The sequence below is a fragment of the Blautia sp. MCC283 genome (genome assembly GCF_018785565.1).
Classification (GTDB): Bacteria; Bacillota; Clostridia; order Lachnospirales; family Lachnospiraceae; genus Blautia_A.
On record NZ_WQQB01000068.1, the window covers coordinates 123,755 to 142,288 of the forward strand.

23 protein-coding genes are annotated in these 18,534 nt (G+C 36.7%); 21 read left to right on the plus strand and 2 right to left on the minus strand.

Translation table 11 applies throughout. The features are described from left to right. The first annotated feature begins 126 nt into the window (after positions 1-126). The 4 genes from GPK81_RS16320 (at position 127) to GPK81_RS16335 (ending at position 4,250) form a co-directional block, all read left to right on the plus strand. Positions 127-1,266, plus strand: coding sequence for a plasmid recombination protein (locus GPK81_RS16320; protein ID WP_019190307.1), 1,140 nt, complete (start codon positions 127-129; stop codon positions 1,264-1,266). Between the two features lie 26 nt (positions 1,267-1,292). After that, positions 1,293-1,670 (plus strand): TnpV protein, encoded by a 378-nt coding sequence (locus GPK81_RS16325; RefSeq protein WP_009247523.1) that lies wholly within the window; start codon positions 1,293-1,295, stop codon positions 1,668-1,670. A 453-nt stretch (positions 1,671-2,123) separates the two neighbouring features. After that, on the plus strand, positions 2,124-3,668 hold the full coding sequence (locus GPK81_RS16330; protein ID WP_009247522.1) for an ATP-binding cassette domain-containing protein: 1,545 nt from the start codon (positions 2,124-2,126) through the stop codon (positions 3,666-3,668). A gap of 84 nt (positions 3,669-3,752) precedes the next feature. After that, on the plus strand, positions 3,753-4,250 hold the full coding sequence (locus GPK81_RS16335) for a nucleotidyltransferase domain-containing protein (protein ID WP_009247521.1): 498 nt from the start codon (positions 3,753-3,755) through the stop codon (positions 4,248-4,250). 416 nt (positions 4,251-4,666) lie between these two features. On the opposite strand, the gene GPK81_RS16340 is transcribed toward GPK81_RS16335, so the two are convergent. Beyond that, positions 4,667-5,191: a helix-turn-helix domain-containing protein gene (locus GPK81_RS16340; RefSeq protein ID WP_215707362.1), complete on the minus strand. Its 525-nt coding sequence runs from the start codon at positions 5,189-5,191 to the stop codon at positions 4,667-4,669. A gap of 232 nt (positions 5,192-5,423) precedes the next feature. On the opposite strand from GPK81_RS16340, the gene GPK81_RS16345 reads away from it, so the two are divergent. The 10 genes from GPK81_RS16345 (at position 5,424) to GPK81_RS16390 (ending at position 12,419) form a co-directional block, all read left to right on the plus strand. Continuing rightward, the gene (locus GPK81_RS16345) at positions 5,424-5,606 is read left to right on the plus strand and encodes a transcriptional regulator (protein ID WP_026650251.1); all 183 of its coding nucleotides are present in this window, start codon (positions 5,424-5,426) and stop codon (positions 5,604-5,606) included. Between the two features lie 17 nt (positions 5,607-5,623). Continuing rightward, positions 5,624-6,724, plus strand: a complete 1,101-nt coding sequence (locus tag GPK81_RS16350) for a site-specific integrase (protein ID WP_215707363.1) — start codon at positions 5,624-5,626, stop codon at positions 6,722-6,724. Then, positions 6,702-7,025 carry a plasmid mobilization protein gene (locus tag GPK81_RS16355; RefSeq protein WP_022250154.1) on the plus strand — a complete coding sequence of 108 codons (324 nt, stop codon included), beginning with the start codon at positions 6,702-6,704 and terminating at the stop codon, positions 7,023-7,025. Before GPK81_RS16350 ends, GPK81_RS16355 begins: the two co-directional genes overlap by 23 nt. Further along, positions 7,022-8,176: an AAA family ATPase gene (locus GPK81_RS16360; protein WP_215707364.1), complete on the plus strand. Its 1,155-nt coding sequence runs from the start codon at positions 7,022-7,024 to the stop codon at positions 8,174-8,176. The genes GPK81_RS16355 and GPK81_RS16360 overlap by 4 nt, the downstream gene beginning before the upstream one ends. Positions 8,177-8,267: 91 nt before the next feature. Beyond that, entirely contained in the window at positions 8,268-8,510 is a 243-nt protein-coding gene (locus GPK81_RS16365; RefSeq protein WP_055155751.1) for a hypothetical protein, read from the plus strand. Between the two features lie 175 nt (positions 8,511-8,685). Next, entirely contained in the window at positions 8,686-8,913 is a 228-nt protein-coding gene (locus GPK81_RS16370; protein ID WP_005340457.1) for a DUF5348 domain-containing protein, read from the plus strand. Between the two features lie 341 nt (positions 8,914-9,254). Further along, the gene (locus tag GPK81_RS16375) at positions 9,255-10,751 is read left to right on the plus strand and encodes a coiled-coil domain-containing protein (RefSeq protein WP_215707365.1); all 1,497 of its coding nucleotides are present in this window, start codon (positions 9,255-9,257) and stop codon (positions 10,749-10,751) included. 10 nt (positions 10,752-10,761) lie between these two features. Next, positions 10,762-11,139: a TnpV protein gene (locus GPK81_RS16380; protein ID WP_147577620.1), complete on the plus strand. Its 378-nt coding sequence runs from the start codon at positions 10,762-10,764 to the stop codon at positions 11,137-11,139. A gap of 89 nt (positions 11,140-11,228) precedes the next feature. Next, complete coding sequence (locus tag GPK81_RS16385) at positions 11,229-11,444, plus strand: helix-turn-helix domain-containing protein (RefSeq protein ID WP_147577621.1); 216 nt, start codon at positions 11,229-11,231, stop codon at positions 11,442-11,444. Next, a complete protein-coding gene (locus GPK81_RS16390) occupies positions 11,445-12,419 on the plus strand; it encodes a DNA methyltransferase (protein ID WP_147577622.1) in 975 nt (324 codons plus the stop codon). On the opposite strand, the gene GPK81_RS16395 is transcribed toward GPK81_RS16390, so the two are convergent. After that, positions 12,414-13,295 (minus strand): hypothetical protein, encoded by an 882-nt coding sequence (locus GPK81_RS16395; RefSeq protein ID WP_147577623.1) that lies wholly within the window; start codon positions 13,293-13,295, stop codon positions 12,414-12,416. The genes GPK81_RS16390 and GPK81_RS16395 overlap by 6 nt on opposite strands. 217 nt (positions 13,296-13,512) lie before the next feature. Here GPK81_RS16395 and GPK81_RS16400 point away from each other — a divergent pair, with 217 nt between their 5' ends. The 7 genes from GPK81_RS16400 (at position 13,513) to GPK81_RS18105 (ending at position 18,235) form a co-directional block, all read left to right on the plus strand. Further along, complete coding sequence (locus GPK81_RS16400) at positions 13,513-14,676, plus strand: DUF262 domain-containing protein (RefSeq protein WP_215707366.1); 1,164 nt, start codon at positions 13,513-13,515, stop codon at positions 14,674-14,676. Between the two features lie 42 nt (positions 14,677-14,718). Beyond that, positions 14,719-15,204 (plus strand): hypothetical protein, encoded by a 486-nt coding sequence (locus GPK81_RS16405; RefSeq protein WP_147577625.1) that lies wholly within the window; start codon positions 14,719-14,721, stop codon positions 15,202-15,204. An 11-nt stretch (positions 15,205-15,215) separates the two neighbouring features. Beyond that, positions 15,216-15,341, plus strand: a complete 126-nt coding sequence (locus GPK81_RS18195) for a hypothetical protein (protein ID WP_022425278.1) — start codon at positions 15,216-15,218, stop codon at positions 15,339-15,341. Between the two features lie 65 nt (positions 15,342-15,406). After that, positions 15,407-16,378: a caspase family protein gene (locus GPK81_RS16410; protein ID WP_022425277.1), complete on the plus strand. Its 972-nt coding sequence runs from the start codon at positions 15,407-15,409 to the stop codon at positions 16,376-16,378. Positions 16,379-16,408: 30 nt separating this feature from the next. After that, positions 16,409-16,792, plus strand: coding sequence for a hypothetical protein (locus GPK81_RS16415; protein ID WP_186865398.1), 384 nt, complete (start codon positions 16,409-16,411; stop codon positions 16,790-16,792). A gap of 17 nt (positions 16,793-16,809) precedes the next feature. Then, positions 16,810-17,265: a toll/interleukin-1 receptor domain-containing protein gene (locus GPK81_RS16420; RefSeq protein WP_186865397.1), complete on the plus strand. Its 456-nt coding sequence runs from the start codon at positions 16,810-16,812 to the stop codon at positions 17,263-17,265. A 532-nt stretch (positions 17,266-17,797) separates the two neighbouring features. Next, positions 17,798-18,235 (plus strand): hypothetical protein, encoded by a 438-nt coding sequence (locus tag GPK81_RS18105; RefSeq protein ID WP_252196684.1) that lies wholly within the window; start codon positions 17,798-17,800, stop codon positions 18,233-18,235. Positions 18,236-18,534: the final 299 nt, after the last annotated feature.

The following is an 18,534-nucleotide window of genomic DNA, read 5'->3' on the forward strand; positions in this document are numbered from 1 at the left end:
GGTCGCATTTTTGATGGGTGTACCCGTCAAAAGTGCTTTTGCGTTACTTTTGACAAAAGTAACAAAACCTGAGAATGTTGAAATTTACAGATGGGAGATGAAAAAATGCAGAGAACGATAAGTGCAATGGTCGGTAAAGGCTCGGTCAATCACAATAGCCGAAAGTTCCGAGCAGAAAATGTAGACGGAACTCGTACTCATCTCAATATCGACTACTGCAATGAAAATATAAAGACAGTTTATCACGAATTGTTTGATGAAGCATTGGAAAGATACAATGCCAAGCAGATAAGGTCAGACCGAAAGATAAAAGATTATTATGAAAAAATCCGAAGTTCCAAGCAGGAAAAACCGTTCCACGAAATCATTTTACAGGTGGGCGGTAAGGGAAATATGAACGCCGATACGGAAAACGGAGAACTGGCAAAGCAGATTTTAGATGAATACTATCAGGGTTTTCAGGAGCGAAATCCACAGCTTCGGGTGTTCTCGGCTCATCTGCATATGGATGAAGCTACACCACATCTGCACATAGATTTTGTACCTTTTACCACAGGCAGCAAGCGTGGACTTGATACAAGAGTGTCACTAAAGCAGGCTCTTGCAACGCAAGGTTTTAAGGGCGGCAGTCGTGGCGATACGGAGTGGTCGCAATGGATACAGTCCGAAAAAGAACAGCTTGCGGCGGTGATGGAACGTTATGGGATTGAGTGGGAACATTTAGGCACACACGAAAAACATCTTTCTGTTTTGGATTATAAAAAGCAGGAAAGAGAAAAAGAAGTGGCGGCATTAGGTGCGAAAATCGAGCAGAAACAGATTGAATTTGATGTGTTGTCGGAACGAGTATTGAACTATGATAAGGCAAAAGACGAGCTGTCAAATCTTGAAATAGAGCTTGATACTGCACCGAAATATCAGTTGCCAGAACCAGAGAAATTTATGACTGCAAAGGCATATAAAACCAAAATGGCAGAGCCGGTTGTAAGGAAATTGAAGCAACTTGTCAAAACGGTGCTTGCCCGCTGCTTTGAGGGGTGGGACAACTATCATAGGCTGAATACAGCGAATGCACAGTTATACCGCACCAATCAGCGTTTGGAGAAAGTCAATGAAAGATTGACCGAAGAAAACAAAATCCTAAAAGCAGAAAATAAAGATTACAGCCTGCTCCGTAAGGTTTTTGGTCGCAAACAGATAGATGATTTGTTGGAGCAGGCAAGAACAGTTAAAGGTCGCAAGCGTGATAATACACGATCACGATAGACAAAAATCACAGGAGGAAAAGGAAAATGACAAAGACAATTTTTGAAGAAATGGGCGGAACTTATAGACAGGTGGGTGATTATTTATTGCCGAACATCACAGTACCAGCCGAAGAAGAAATAGAGCCGATTGGTTTATGGGGGAAACGACATGCAAGGCATTTAAAGGAACACTATAAAGTGTTATATATGAACCTGCTGACAAGCGGAAAGCTGCATAGTTATCTTGCAGAAGTCGATAAGCAAGCAGAGGATATGTTTCTTCGACTGGTAAAGGAATATGCCGACAGACAAGATGTGACGGAACAATTAAAGAAAGATAATCCCTACGAATGGATTGGAAGAATGAATAATATTCAGGCTTGTGTGAGGGAAGTTGTAGGAACGGAGTTGATTTACACATAAGCGTTTTACGGTATGGTGCTCCTGCGTTTGCTGGAGTGCTGTGGTTGTGGTTGTAAAGAGGTTGTGAAAGATTGAATTTCGTAATGGTTGGATGTATAATTAGGAAGTGAAAATTTTAATTTGCACTTCCATAAGGTGAAATGTATTGACACAAAAAATACAGTATGATAGTATTGCCATTAGAAGAAAGAAAGGCACATTTTGTGTAAGGTGAGGAAATGATTAATAGATAATTTGATTTAAGTAAGACACATATAGTTATTGAGCCTGTAGAGAATAGGTTTGTTTTGTGTACGCTTAAGTTGGATTATCGCAAGAGGCATTTCCTTTGTTTTCCTTTTGGAAAAGAAATAAGGGGCTATTTAGCGAGTCTATTTTTGCGTATGCAAAAAAGACTCGTTTTTGTGTGTTCAAAATAATAATTGGCTCAGACTTCGAAAAGGAGAAACTTTAATGTTGCAGATAAAAAAATTAAATTTAACACATAAAAAAGACCTGAGAATAATTCTTAATGATTTCAACCTTGTGCTAAATGATGGAGATAAGGCAGTTATTATTGGAGAAGAGGGAAATGGGAAATCGACATTAATGAAGTGGATATACAATCCGTCGCTTGTAGAAAACTATATAGAAGCAGATGGGGAAAGGATAATGGGACACGAACGTCTTGGTTATCTTCCGCAGGAGATGCTCGATGAAGATAAGGAAAAAACAATATACGAATATTTTTCTGAAGAGGAAATATTCTGGGAGAAAACGCCTAAAGAATTGTCTGTTATTGCGGGAAAATTTGGAATGAAAAATGATTTTTTCTACAGTAACCAGACAATGGGTAGTCTTTCAGGAGGCGAAAAAGTCAAGACACAACTTATGAGGCTTTTCATTCGCGATGTTTCTGTGCTGTTGTTGGACGAACCTTCCAATGACATCGACATTGCGACGCTTACATTACTGGAAAAAATCATAAATGACTGGAAGCACATTGTGCTTTTTATTTCACACGATGAAACGCTGATAGAGCGTACTGCCAACATGGTGATACATATCGAGCAGATTATACGAAAAACAAAGGCGAGATATACCGTGGCAAAGCTTCCCTATAGACGCTATGTGGAAGAACGGCTTCATAAATTTGAAATCCAAAAACAGCGGGCACTGAGTGACCGTAGGGAGAAAAAGATTCGCGATGAAAAATATCAAAGAGTTATGCAGAGTGTACAAGGTGCATTAAGAAGTTGTACCAGACAAGCACCGTCTGTTGCCAAAAACTTAAAGGACAAAATGCATACGGTTAAGGCAATGGAACGAAGATTTGAAAAAGAAGATGAAAATATGACTCAGATGCCGGAACAGGAAGAAGCAATCTTTGTCAAATTAGGGGATGAAAACTCACACATTCCCGCAGGAAAAACGGTCATAGAATATGAACTTTCAAAGCTTGTGACTCCGGATGGCAAAAGAATTTTAGCAGAAGGAATTCATTTAAAAATAAAAGGTTCAGAAAAAATCTGTATGATAGGAGCCAACGGGGCAGGAAAAACGACTCTTCTAAAAAAGATAGCGGAAGAACTCCTAAATCGGAATGACATTAAAGCAGAATATATGCCTCAAACTTATGAAGACCTGCTGGATTTGGATGTTACACCGGTTGATTACCTTGATAAAACAGGAGATAAAGAAGAGCGTACAAGAATTAGAACATACCTTGGTTCACTTAAATACACACCAGATGAAATGGAGCATCCGATTCGGGAGTTATCAGGCGGACAAAAGGCGAAAGTGCTTCTCTTGAGGATGAGCTTAAGTGGTGCAAATGTTCTTATTCTGGATGAACCGACAAGAAATTTTTCACCATTGTCCGGTCCGGTAATAAGAAAAATGCTCCGAGAATTTCCGGGGGCTGTCATTAGCATTTCTCACGATAGAAAGTATATTGAAGAGGTGTGCGATAAAATATATCAGCTAAATCCTAATGGATTACAGCTAATTGGTGATTGATAACAAAAAGGATGAAAGACTGACAAATTTCAGGCTTTTAGTGAGTTGGAAAGCATACAAAGATTTGAATTTGGAGGATAGATTATGGTACGTACAGAAGATGCATGTGAAATTATAAAATATGCTTTGCAAAACGAAATTAAAGTATATTTAGATGGCGGATGGGGTGTTGATGCACTTCTTAAAAGAGAATCAAGAATACACAATGATATTGATTTGTTTGTTGAACTGAAACATTATCATGATTATATTTATGTGATTAAGCAGCATGGATTTGAGGAAGTAAATACTGATTATACAACGGATGGTCATACTGTCTGGAAAGATGATAAACAAAGAATCATTGATTTACATTGTTTTGAATTTACAGATGACGGAATTGTTTATGAGGGAGATATATTTCCATCAAAAACTTTTTCCGGTATTGGAAAAGTTGGAGATATAACTGTTTCTTGTATTGAACCATTGAGTCAGGTAATGCTTCATTTGGGATATGAACACGATAAAAATGATGTGCATGATGTGATGCTGTTGTGTGAAACATTTCAAATAGCAATACCAGATGAATATAAGGAAAAGTAAAATTTCAGTTTTGTGTTGAATCTCTAAGCAAAATAGCTTATAATTTGACATGCTACATATAGTTATTATCCACAGTTATCGAGTAGGTGTTATCAATGCCGATAACAAAATGATAACATTAGCTCGTATAGGCAGGATAATATGGATATATCAAATAATCAAAAGAACGAGAAACATTACAGAGAATAATTCCTAAACAAAAAGCGTTAGTCTTTGTAGAGTTTGAATAATCCACACAATCACGAGGAACCAGTATTCATGCGGGTTACAAACAAATTTGTTTAGTGATTGGCAACAAAATGGCAACATTTTGTGATTATTCAAGAGATAAAAATTTTATTTCATAACGTATATAAAGAAACCTTACTGATTTTCAGAAGTAAAAAACTGAATATCGGTAAGGTTTTTCTTTTCTCTTATTTTTCTTTTTTAGTCAATTCTTTTACGAGGTAATCACTTAGTTCCTGAGATGGTACCTTGGCACGTTTCTGGTAAGTATCCAGTTCCGGGTACTTATATCTCCATTCATCATATTCTTCCTTGCTGATTTCACCGTTTTCCAATTTGTCAGCCTGTTCCATCCATGAACGAAGCATTTCATCAACAGATGAGCCGGGAGCAGATATGTAAGAGTCAAGGCAGATATGAGGCTGCCCATCTACATTTCTTACTTTCAGACCATACATATCTTCCAGTGCAAATAGTGTATGCATCAGACCTATGTGAGTATCAATATCTGGAACTGTTAAAGCATGAGTATTGACATCGAAGATCTGAGACATTTGTTTTACAAGATCGATTTTAGGAACTCTGGCTTCAGATTCATACTGAGCCATGCGGACATCTGAGGTTTTTCCTTTGAATCCCAGTTGCTCTCCGAGTTGCTTTTGTGTCATGCCTTTGCGGTTGCGAAAAAATTTGATACGTTGTCCGATTGCCATTTTTGTTTGCCTCCTTATAGTGGTCATTCGTGTTGCCATAATTAATTGTGAAGAAAATAAAACAATTCTGTTTAGGTTCAGTATAGCATGAGCAATTTTAGATAGCAAGAAGAACTTAAACAAAAAAATTTAATATTCTTATAAAACTGCTTGACTTAAATTAAAATGTTTAGTATCATGCAAATGTAACAACTTAAACAAATTGCGTTAAGATAGAGAGGGGAGATGCGATGTGACGAACAGAACTTTTATGACAGTAGAAGAAGTTGCAGCGGAACTGGGAGTTTCCAAGTCTTATGCTTATAAGATTGTCAAACAATTAAATGATGAATTACAGAAGCTGGGTTATCTTACGGTAGCTGGCAGAGTAAACACCAATTATTTCCGCAAAAAAGTATGTTACAGCGAAGTGTAAGAGAGAGGAGAATTTGTATGAGTATTTACAAAGATAATGTCACTGGGAAGTGGCGAGTGGTTTATCGGTATACCGACTGGACAGGGAAAACGAAACAGACTTCAAAACGAGGATTTCCTACGAAGCGAGAAGCGCAGATGTGGGAACACGAACAAATGTTAAAGCATGATGCAAAACTGGATATGACTTTCGCAAGTTTTTATGAAATCTATGTAGAAGATAAAAAGGAACGAATCCGGGATAACACATGGGGAACTAAGAATAATATTGCCAGAACAAAAATTCTTCCATACTTTGGGGAGAGAAAGATTGCAGAAATTGAACCAAAAGATGTGATTGCATGGCAGAATCATTTGCTTGCATTTAAGAGAGCGAATGGAAAAGGGTATTCTGCTTCATATCTGCGGAAAATCCACAGCCAGTTAAGTGCCATTTTCAATCATGCAGTTGATTTTTATCATTTGCCTTCTAATCCGGCACAGAAAGCTGGAAATATAGCAATAGAGGAATATAAGGAAATGTTGTTCTGGACGAAAGAAGAGTATTTGAAATTTGCAGATGTGATGATGGATAAACCAGTTTCTTACTACGCTTTTGAAATGCTTTACTGGTGTGGTATCCGTGAAGGAGAGTTGCTTGCCCTGACATCAGCGGATTTTGACTTTACAACGCATACACTGCGAATTAACAAATCATATCAAAGATTAAACCGGGAAGATGTGATTACCCCACCAAAGACATTTAAAAGTAACAGATTTATCAAGATGCCACAATTTATATGTGATGAGATGCAGGATTATATGGAAATGCTTTACGGTCTGAAGGAAGATGAAAGAATTTTCACAATTTCCAAATCTTATCTGCATCATGAAATGAACAGAGGATCAAAAGTGTCTGGGGTGAAGCGAATCCGTGTGCATGATTTGAGACATTCCCATGTATCGTTATTGATCAATATGGGATTTACGGTATTGGCAATCGCAGACCGAATGGGACATGAGAGCATTGATATCACTTACCGATATGCGCATCTGTTTCCAAGTGAGCAGACACAGATGGCAGAACAGTTGGATATTGAAAGGATGGAAAAATTAAATGGAGAAAAATCTGGACAGTAAAGGAAGATGGAGAAACAAAATCGTAGCATTCCGGGTATCACCGGAAGAAGCAGAGCAGATTGATGCATGTGTCCGATTGTCAGGACTTAGCAAGCAGGACTATATCACAAAACGATTAACTGATCGGGAAATTGTGGTACAGGGAAATCCAAGAGTGTATAAAGCATTGCGAAATCAGATGGCAGAGATTTATGAAGAATTGAAACATCTGGAAAAATGCAGTGAGGAAAACGAAGAGTTGCTGAGTACTCTGAGATTGGTCGCAGAGACATTGTATGGATTGAAAGGGGAAAATGAATGACAGCAAAAGAAAAAATGACTGCTCCGATTGCATCTGTTGGCGCAGATGTGGAACAGTCATCAAGTAATAAATTAACCAACCAAAGTATAGCAGATTTGCCCGGTAAGGGCAATCTGCAAGCCACAAATAATGCGGAAAATACAGCAAAATCAGCAAATAAAAAGAATCTAGATGATCTGGAAACAGTTTCTATGATGGAATTATACGATACTGCATATCCACCAAAATTGCCGATTGTAGATGGACTTCTGTATAACGGAACTTATCTGTTTGTTGGTTCGCCGAAAATTGGAAAATCATTCTTTATGGCACAGATCGGGTATCACATCAGTAAAGGACTTCCATTGTGGGGCTTTTCAGTCAGACAGGGAACGGTTCTGTATCTGGCATTGGAAGATGATTATGCAAGGTTGCAAAAGCGGTTATCACAGATGTTTGGAATGGAAGGCAGTGAGAATTTTTATTTCGCTACAAAATCAAAATCGCTCAATGACGGACTGGAAAAACAGCTTGTAACGTTTGTAACAGAGCATAAAGACGCAAGATTGATTATCATTGATACTCTTCAGAAGGTTCGAGAGGTCGGTGGAGATAAATTCAGTTATGCCAGCGATTACGAAATTGTAACGAAGCTGAAAGCATTCAGCGATAAATATGGTATCTGTTTTCTGGTTGTGCATCATACAAGGAAAATGGAATCTTCAGATAGTTTTGATATGATTTCTGGCACAAATGGATTGCTTGGAGCTGCGGATGGAGCGTTCGTCATGCAGAAAGAAAAACGGACAGATAATAAGGCAGTTCTGGAAGTGGCAGGACGTGACCAGCAGGATCAGAAACTATGGTTGAACTTTAACCGGGAGAGATGTGTCTGGGAACTTATCAAGACAGAGACAGAACTTTGGAAAGAACCAGAAGATCCAGTGTTGGAAAAAATCAAAGAGCTTGTAACAGAAACTACGCCAGAGTGGGCAGGAACAGCAACAGAGCTTGTGGAAGTATTGCAGGTGGAAATGCAGCCGAACGCATTATCACGAAAATTAAATGTCAGCCTTGAACGATTGATTCTGGAATATGGAATCCAGTATAAAGCGGAACGAGGACATGATGGAAGAAAGATCAGATTAGCCTTTGTTGGAAAACAAGTGTGACGATATGTGACGGTTGTGACGGTATTTTATATAGCGTGTCAGTAGTGAAAATATCGTCACTATCGTCACGACCGTCACGGAAAGGAGAAACATGGAAAGAAAATTACAGGTGCAGATACCAAAAGATTTATTACTGGCATTGTTCCAGTATCATCTTGCCGGGAATGAGGAATATCAACCGGAGATAGAAAAAGCATTGATGGAAAAATTAGACAGTATGGTAAGACGTCAGTTATATACAACATTCAAAACAGCACCAACCGAGGAAGAACGGGAAAAGGCAAGACAAGAGTATTTGGATAAGTGTGGAATGCATGAGAACTTTCGTTGGTAAAGATTTTGCCTGATTACCTAATAACAGGAGCGTGGCACGCACCTGTAGATAGCAAACAAGGAGAAAGCCGGTAAGGTGCAGTCGGGAGTTGGCTGGCGAAGTAAGGAGATTTTCAAAAGGGAGCCCTGATTCAGGGCGTCCTTGCAGGAACGATAAATGAAGGGAGAATAATCAAATGAGAGAAGGAAGATTAGGTTACAACAGTTATAACAAGAGATATGGCTTATTATCATCAGACTTATGGATTGATACGGGATTTCATTGCGGAGAATGTCTGGAAGTTCTAGTTGATGATCAGTGGGTAAAGACACGAATGGAAATGAATCTGGCGAGAGAATGGTATTTGGTTGGAACACCATATTGTGGAGATCTGGAGTATGTACGGGCAAGGATACCGGAATAAAGCAGACAGGAAGAGTAATGGTCGGTTTGTTGTTAGTGAAAAAATAAGCCCGGATACGGGCAGAAAAAGAGGGCGGATACGCCCAAAATGAAAAGCGAAAGCCAAGTTGTGGTAGATGTAAGAAGCATCTCACAAAGCCCTCGGCGTTTGAGAGCGAAATACACCCATCGCACAAATTAAAGATTTGTACTCAGGATATTTCGCCCTGCCGGGAGCTGTTCCGCCGACAGGCGGATAGTTCGTAAACGGATGTCGATGCATCCACTCACAAATGATATGGCAGAATTTATTTTGCCGAAGACAAGGAGGGAGTGCCTATCGGAAGAAATTCATTTATTCAAATGACAAAACTAAGCAATGTAAAAGGCAGGATCACTTATATATCCAGTCATGCAAAACAGGAAAACCTCTATGCAGTTTATGAAACCACAGAACGGAAATTCTGGCGGGAACTTGCAAAATGTAATCAGGAAGAATTTTCAAAAAGTGGAACAGAAGGAAAATGTATTGAGGCAAGAGAACTGATCATTGCTTTGCCAGAGAGTTTTACAGAATATCAGCCGGATAGATTGCTACAGCTTTTTACAAATCATTTTAAACAGAATTATGGAACAGAGTGTATTGCTGCTTTGCACCACAATAAAAGAAAGACCAATTATCACATTCATTTGATATTTGCAGAACGGAAACTACTGGATGAACCAATCATTAAGATTGCCAGCAGAAATATGTTTTATGATGAAAATGGAAAACATGTCCGAACCAAGAAAGAGATATTAGGAGAAGATGGCGAGATCCGAGAAGGCTGCAGTATTGTGAAGAAAGGAGAAGTCTATGAGAAGAAGCTGTTTACTGCGAAAGATGAACGCTTCAAGTGCAATTCATTTCTGGATGAGGTAAAGCATTCTTATACAGATTTAATCAATATTTATGTGCAGGACGAGAAACAGAAACTACAGGTATTTGAGCGTGGCAGTGTTTATCTTGCAACAAAGAAAATCGGAAAAAATAATCCGAAGGCACAGGAAATAGAAGCGGATAATCAAAAACGCCGGGAATGGAACAGAGCTGTTGATATGGCATTGATTAGTGGAGTGCCGGAACCGAAGATAATGGAAGTGAAGCGGAAAGAAATCACAGAACCAATCAGGAAATCCATTGCTCGGCGTGGAAACAGACCACGATTATTTTCCAGAGTTGTAACAGTGGCTGTTGAGGCATTGGAGTTTTTGATAGCAAGTGTGCTGTTTAAGAAACCCAGGGAAGTGCCAAAACAGACAGAGCAAACGGAAACAGAACACCCAAAGCATGTTGCTGAAAATAGCACGGCAGCAGTCAAGACAACAAAAGAAGAAAAGGCAGAACCGGAACAACCTAAAATGACGAGGCTTGCATCAAAGTATCCGAAACTATTTAAAGTGAATAAAGAACTGGAAGATCAAAACGGTGCAATTCAACAGAAACAAAAACAGCTTTCTGCAAAGAAGAAAGAACTGTCAGAAGTCACGGGATGGTTTAAAGGAAGAAAGAAAAAAGAATTGCAGAAAGAAATTGATGAACTGAAAAGCCAGATTAGAGATATGAAAGATTATCTTCCAAGGATTGTGCAGAAAATCGGATATAGAAGTGTACAGGAATTTTTTAAGGATTTTAAGGCTTCTCAAACTGAGTATAGTCAGTATCAAACTGCAATAGAAAAATGGAAGAAAGAAACAGGAAAAGAGCCAGTAGCGCATGGTATTAGGGCGAAGCTGGCAGAAAAGAAACAAGAAATACAGAATGAACAGAAAAATAAACAGCATACCCATAGTCAGAATAAAGACCGGGGAGCAAGATAGGAGGACAATCATGGAGAAACACATTATGGGAGAAAATGGAATCAGTTATACTTTAGGAGAGGACGGTCTGTATTATCCAGACCTGTACCTCCCGGAAGAGACAGAGTATCCGATTGGAAAGTATGGAATGTTGAGAAAGATATATTTGCAGGAGCATCGGAAAGGATTATATCTGGAGTTGGTACTTGCCGGGAAGTTAAATGAGCATCTGCATCAGATTGACAAGGAATGTAATCAGATGATGGACAGATTAGTGGAGCAGATGAAAGAAAAGCAAGGCGTGACGGAAGAATTGAAGATGCAGGATCAGATGGCATGGGTTGGGAGAATGAATAATATCCGGGCATGTGCGGAGGAGATTGTCCAATATACAATGGTATTCATATGAGATAAAATATCTCTAAAATCAATATAAAAGTATTGCAAATACAATACTTTTATATTAAAATTTAGAGAGATTTAGAGAGGAGGGAAGTAATGTCTTTTTCATATAAGCCTTTGTGGAAATTGTTAATTGATTATGATATGAGCAAAAAAGATTTAATGAAAGCAACTGATATATCAAAATCTACTATGGATAAAATGGGAAGAGGAGAACAAGTGTCAATGGAAATCATAGATCGGCTTTGCAATTATTTTGAATGTAAAGTTGAGAATGTTATTCAGCATTGTTACGATAAGGAGGATAGATAAGTGGAACAAACAGATATTAATAATATTCATTTATATTGTAGCGATGCAATGGAAGTATATGATAAATGGAAAAGCCCAGTGGCTATAATTTGTGACGGCCCCTATGGCGTGAATGGATTTCCAGGAGATTTAGTTTCATATAATGGTTTAGCTGAATGGTATGAACCACACATAAAAAAGTGGAGTGAATTTTCAACACCACTTACTACATTATGGTTTTGGTGTACGGAAGTGGGTTGGGCAACTGTTCATCCGGTATTGGAAAAATACGGATGGGAATATGTTTCGTGTTGTGTATGGGATAAAGGAATGAGTCATGTCGCAGGAAATACAAATACAAAAACTATTAGGCATTTACCAGTTGTGACAGAAGTTTGTGTTCAATATGTAAAACGTCCAATTTTTACAGTAGATGAAAAGAAAATGAGTATGAAAGAGTGGCTGCGTTATGAATGGTTACGTACAGGATTACCATTATCAAGAACTAATGAAGCTTGTGGAGTAAAAAACGCTGCAACAAGGAAATATTTTACAAAATGTCATTTGTGGTACATGCCACCGGCAGAAGCATTTGAAAAAATTGCATCGTACGCGAATGAATTTGGTGATGAAAAAGAAAAACCCTATTTTTCTATAAATGGAAAAACCCCTATAACTAAAAATGAGTGGGCACAAATGAGATCAAAGTTTTATTGTCCTATTGGAGTAACAAATGTATGGCAAGTTCCACAACTGAGAGGAAGCGAACGTTTGAAAATTAATCAAAAAGCCATACATTTGAATCAGAAACCATTAGAATTGATTAAACGTACAATAGAAATGGTTTCTGATGTCAATGATGTGATTTGGGATCCATTTGCTGGTTTATGTACAACAGCAGTTGCCTCAGCTGAATTAGGACGAACCTGTTTTGGTGCTGAAATAAATCCAGATGTATATAGTATTGGTATAAAACGAATTAAAAGTAGTTTATAGTAGTGTTTTTAGTGCATATTCTAATTTTGCTTCATCTTTTGATGATAATATATTGCTCCATTGTTTAATTGTCATACCATGAAACTCTGTATTTAATACATGAGTTTTGAATTGTTCTATTTCTTTATGCTCTATACGGTCAATTTTAGCGTAATTAGTATCAAGTCTATATACAAATTGTCCGTATAGAGATCTTAAACGTTGCTGATATTCAGGTGTTGGACTGTATTCTAATGCATTTTCTCCCCATTTTTCGACAAATGCGATGGCTGATTTAACATCACATTTATCGGCTTGTAACTTATAACCATTGGTATTGGTTTGTTGTAAATTAGAAGTACGATTGGATGTATCTTCGGGTTCAAAAACAAGATAGTCAGGTGGTCTATGATAGTGAGCATCTCGTGCTTCTGCAACACTTTTTCCGCTAACTACTAGGACATCAATGATTTTGGGCTTGCCCCAAATAACATTTTCAGGTAGCCATGCGATTAATGCCATATCTATATTGTCCTGTGAGAAAATAGTTATACTATCTTTAAAACGTGCAGTAATTTCTGTCGCAAATGGGAACCAGGCTTTGATTTCAATGCCAGGATTTGGGGAGATAGTGCTGCTTTTAAAAAGTGCATCTGGAAAACCAGGATCTTGTCTTATCCATTCTCCCATGTTGCACCAATCATGCTTGTTTAATAAGTCCACGGTGGAAAATTCAATCATATTTCCAAGGAGAGGGGAGAGTTTTGAAATAACTTTAGCGAGTTGTTTTGCGTAGGCTAGTGATGTAGGGCGTTTAATATCTAGCACATCAATTAAATGGCTGTCCAAAGAAGTTAATTCTTCTTTTGCTGCATTTAGAATATCACGGGTATTCATTTTTGAGGCTCCTTTCGATAATTTATTGATTTTAGTATATCATAATGAACTGAATAAAAGAAAGTACATATAATTTTAATTTGATCATATGCAATATTTTGATAATATATACAATTATCTCAAATAAATGTAGCAGCACTTGACATATAAAGAATAAATTGATAAAATTGAAAAAAATAAAGTAGCTGCTAAAAATAGCAGCTAGAAAGGAGCTGAAATGAATATTAACAAATTACTATTGGAAGCTGCCAATCTTAATCCGACCAAGAACAGTAGACAAGAATATATTTTTACCTTATGTGAGTATATAGAAAAAAATGAATTAACATTGCCATTATATCAAAGGGATGTTAGCTGGACATTGGCTAAATGTGTTGAATTGTTAAATTATCAGCTTTTAAGTAAATCGCCTATATCTGCAATTTCTATCAATATAATAAATAATACAGAAAAGGAGTTTGCAGTACCACAAGTCTCATTTATAGAAAGGGAATTGCTTTCTGAAACTGTAAGAGGACAAATGTCTGTTGTGGATGGGCAGCAGAGGCTAACAACAAATTATAAGGCATATTGCAATCATCCAGATTTAAAAAGCGTAGTGTTAGATTTAGGAAAAGGAGAATTTGTTATAAATGCGGAAGCATATCGGAAAAATCAGGTGCCAGTTGGTGTGCTCTTGAATAAAGATGATAACAAACTAATTGCTTACACAGAAAAAAATAAAGCTTTGGCATCACCAATGGTAGTAAATGCGTTACTACAGATTAGAAATAAAATAAAGACTTACCAATATACAATTAATTTTGCAACAGATCTTACTGAAGATGAGCAAATTAATTGGTTTGAGGTCTTGAATAATGCAGGAAGTCGTGTAAGTATTATCCAAATGAGATTTTCTAAATTGAAAGCACATGGTATTGATGTATATACACAGTATACGCATGTATATCGTAATAAGGTACAGGAATATGGATATGATTTTTTTACACCGCAGAAGACAAATGTTTCATATTCAATCGCAGCATTAAATCCAGCGTATGAAGTGCTTATTTCCGGTAAACATTCGAATAATTTTGCACCTATTTCATCTGATACAAAAGAAAATCAGCTTTGCAACTTAGGACCAGATAAATTAAAAGAATGTTTTGAAATGACATTAGAAGCATTGGAAAGGGCTTTGAAGTTTATAGAAAATAATGATTTGGAAAAATTTAATCGTTCTGATTATGTGAATTATCTCGTTGGATATTTTGTGTTTCACAGAGAAGATATTTCAGAAAAGCAAAGGGAGAATTTGATAAATTGGTATAATGGTGTTGAATTTACTAATAAATCAAATACTGCTCGGAGAAAGATTTACACGGATTTACTAAAGATATGAGGGTAAGGGTATCCAGTTTTTATTAGAGTTGGAGAAAATAATATGCAAGAGAAGTACTGGAAATATATGGTTCAAATTAAAGCGTGGATATTCTATTTAGATGTGTATACGGAAGATTCTTACAGATGGGATAGGATCATTAATATTGTTGTGGCAATTGCGTCTTCAACAAGTATTGCAGCATGGGCTATATGGCAAAAATATTCGTTTGTCTGGTCTATTATAATAGCAATTTCGCAGGTGTTAACAACGATTAAAGGTTTTTTGCCGTATAGTAAGCGATTAAAGATGTTAGTTCCATTTATGGAAGATTTAAAATTTCTATACAACAAAATAGAATATAATTGGTTTAAAGTAGCGTCGGGAGATTTGTCAGAGGACGAGATAAATGAATTATTATATTCTTTTAAGGATGAGTTTGCAAATATAGAAAATAAAAACTTAAAAGAAGAAACATTATTAGAAAAAGATAATTTTAGAGAAATTGCCGATAGGAAAAATGATGCATATTTTGCAAATAATTTTTAAGAGGTGTAAGTATGGACGAAAATAATAAACAAAATAAACCAACTGGAGAAAAAAAAGGAGGGAAAAGGGGGTTTTCACTTCCTCCGACAACTTCGAAACCACCAATGCCACCGGTAAAACCGCCCAAAAAGAAATAAAAGATAATCGGTTGTGTGGCGTAGTAATGTAGGTGTATACTTAGAGATAAGAAAGGGGGATGAAAATGAGAAAAGCATTGTGTGTAGGAATTGATTGTTATGAGCATGTGGATGATTTGCATGGTTGTGTAAATGATGCTAATTCAGTAAAAGCAGCTTTAGAGCGAAATGGGGATGGAACTTTAAATTTTGAAGTAAAACTCATGTGTGCTACCAGTGAGGCATCATATATAAACAGAAATGATTTAAGGGATGCTATAGAAAATTTATTTAAAACTGATTCGGAAATAGCAGTTTTATATTATTCAGGTCATGGTTCATTCGATGCATTAGGAGGATATTTATGTACGAGTGAAATACAACGTCCTGATGAAGGTGTGTCATTAAATGAAGTGATGGGATTTGTGGCACAATCGAAAGCAAGAAATAAGATTATTATATTGGATAGTTGTTTTAGTGGAGCAATTTCTAATCCTGTAGAAATGCAGAATTATTCTGTGTTACATAATGGAACAACAATACTTGCGGCTTGTGGACCATCAGAATATGCTTCAGAAGAAAATGGACATGGCATTTTTACTTCTCTTTTAGTTGAAGCATTGTATGGTGGTGCTATGAATTTATTAGGTGAAGTGTCACCAGGTAGCATCTATTCTTATATTGATCGTTCATTGGGAGCGTGGGATGAGCAAAGACCGTTATTTAAGGCCAACATTAGTAGCTTTGTTTCATTAAGAAAAAATGCACCGCCGATTCCGATTGCAGAATTACGACAAATAACGGAAATATTTACTTCACAATATGATGAATATCCATTAGATCCAACTTATGAACCTGATAAACATGAAGCAGATGTTAAAGATGTAAACAAAGAGCATGAAGCTATATTCGCAACTTTGCAAAGATTTGTAAAATTGAATTTGGTAATTCCAGTGGGAGAAGAACATATGTATTATGCTGCAATTCATCATAAATCTTGTAAGTTAACGGCACAGGGACAACATTATTGGCAACTGGTAAATAAGAATACCATCTAAGTGAAAGCAATGTAGAAGGAGAAGATTTAAATGATAAATGTATTTATACCACATCGTTGGAACAATGATGACTATGAAACGATTACTGCATTATTGGATAGAACAAAATACAATGTAAGAGATTATTCTGTCCCAAGTAGCTCACCGTTTGACAGTATTGATAGGCGATATAATGTAGATCCGCAAATTCAAAGACAGATTAAATATGCAAATGTTGTTGTTTGTTCAAATCGTCCAGCAAATAATTACGGAATGTCGATGGATGAGATACGATTTGCTATTTCTATTGGTAAGCCGGTTGTTGCTGTTAAGATTACTGAAAGTACAAGTTCTAATATTACAAATTTAAATATTCCGGTAATAGCTAAACGAAAAGATTCATTGGAGGATTGGATTTGCCGGAATGTGTATTAAAGATAAGGTGGTAAGAAATGCGGATATTTATATCTCATAAATTAGAAGATGCAGCTACGGCAAATTTGATAGCAAAAGAATTGCGAGAAATTAAAGTGGAATGTTATCTTGACTTGCTTGACAATTCCATAACAGAAAACGGTAAAGCTTTAACTGATCACATACGTGCAAACTTGAATGATTGCACAGACATAATTGTTGTTATGTCGAGTATAACAAGATTTTCACAGTGGGTTCCATTTGAAGTAGGTATGGCAGCACAAAAAGATATGCCGACAGCGACTTTTTTAAAGGAAGATGTTTCTTTGCCAGACTTTTTGCAATATTGGCCTCGATTAAAGAGATATACGGATATAAAAAAATACGTGTTAGCGAGAAATGACGTGGATAGAGAATATCGCTTTATTTATGAATCTGTGAGCCAACAGCGAAAAACAGAACATTTTTATGATGTGTTAAAACAACGTTTATAACAAAGAGAATATGGCAACAAATTGGCAACAGAAAATCAGTGAGCCAAAATAATATATACAACTGAAATAAAATAACGGCAAAAAAGATACAAAACTTAAACAAATATGTTTGAGAATATCTTTGAATTTGTCGAGTTTGAGTAGCGGACTAAATTGCGAAAAAGCCCATAAATAAAGGTTTTGCGGGCTGTCTGGATGTTCCGGTGGAGTGCAAATGGAGTTAAAAAATCTTTTTTTTCTTTGTTTTCTTTTCGGAGTTATCTGAGATTTTCGCAAAAGTAACTATGCTCAGAAAATATAATTAGTGTGAATATGAAGAACAGTTTGTTTTGATGGAAATATTTTCCGTCAGGGCAGACTGTTTTTTTATACCCTTTTTCAATGATATTAACTCCATGGTTCAGCGATAACACATATGGAAACTGTAAAATTAAAATAATTTGCTAAATTTCGGAAAATGATGTCCGATTTTACATCTGCCAGTACAGAGTATATGAAGAGATAAATATTCAAAATACAGGAGGTACTGATTATGCAGAACAAATTATTTTTAAAGGCAGCCGATATTTGTGAACTTCTGGAGGTAAAACAGACATCGGCTTATGAGATCATTGGAAATCTGAACAAGGAGCTGGAAGACCAGGGATATCTGACGCTTAGAGGAAAAGTTCCGACAAAGTATTTTGTGAAGCGTTTCTATGGAGTAGAAGATACTTGTGAGATTCCTCAGGAAGAAGGAAGGAATGGTTTCATGCGTAAAAGAAAAATGTATTTATCAGTGGAAGACATTGCCGAACTCTTTGAGTTATCAGTTTCTTTTGCTTACCGGGTGGTGGAAAGAATGAACGCCGATCTGGCAAGTAAGAACTATTATGTAATTCTCGGTCAGGTACCAACCCGTTATGTAGAGGACAAGATCTATGGTCTGGAACACGTTGAGCAGTATTTGAAGGAGGATAAAGCGATATGAGTATAGTGCAGGAAAAAATGTATATGGATGTGGATGATGTGTGTGCAATTCTTGGTGTTTCTAAAGCGTATGCCTAAATTAAGCGTGAAAATGGGTCTGCCCAGCAGCGGTTTTTTTCTTTTCTGCCGCTGGGCAGATGTTTTTTCTTTAGATACATGATAAGAGGAATTTTTGAAGATTCCATAAAGATTTGAAAAATGGACGGACATAAAAGACGTCCGAGAGTATGAAACTTTTTCTGTAAAATAATGTTTATAAGGTTCTTCTATGATACAATAAATATCATTAGGAGGGCCTTT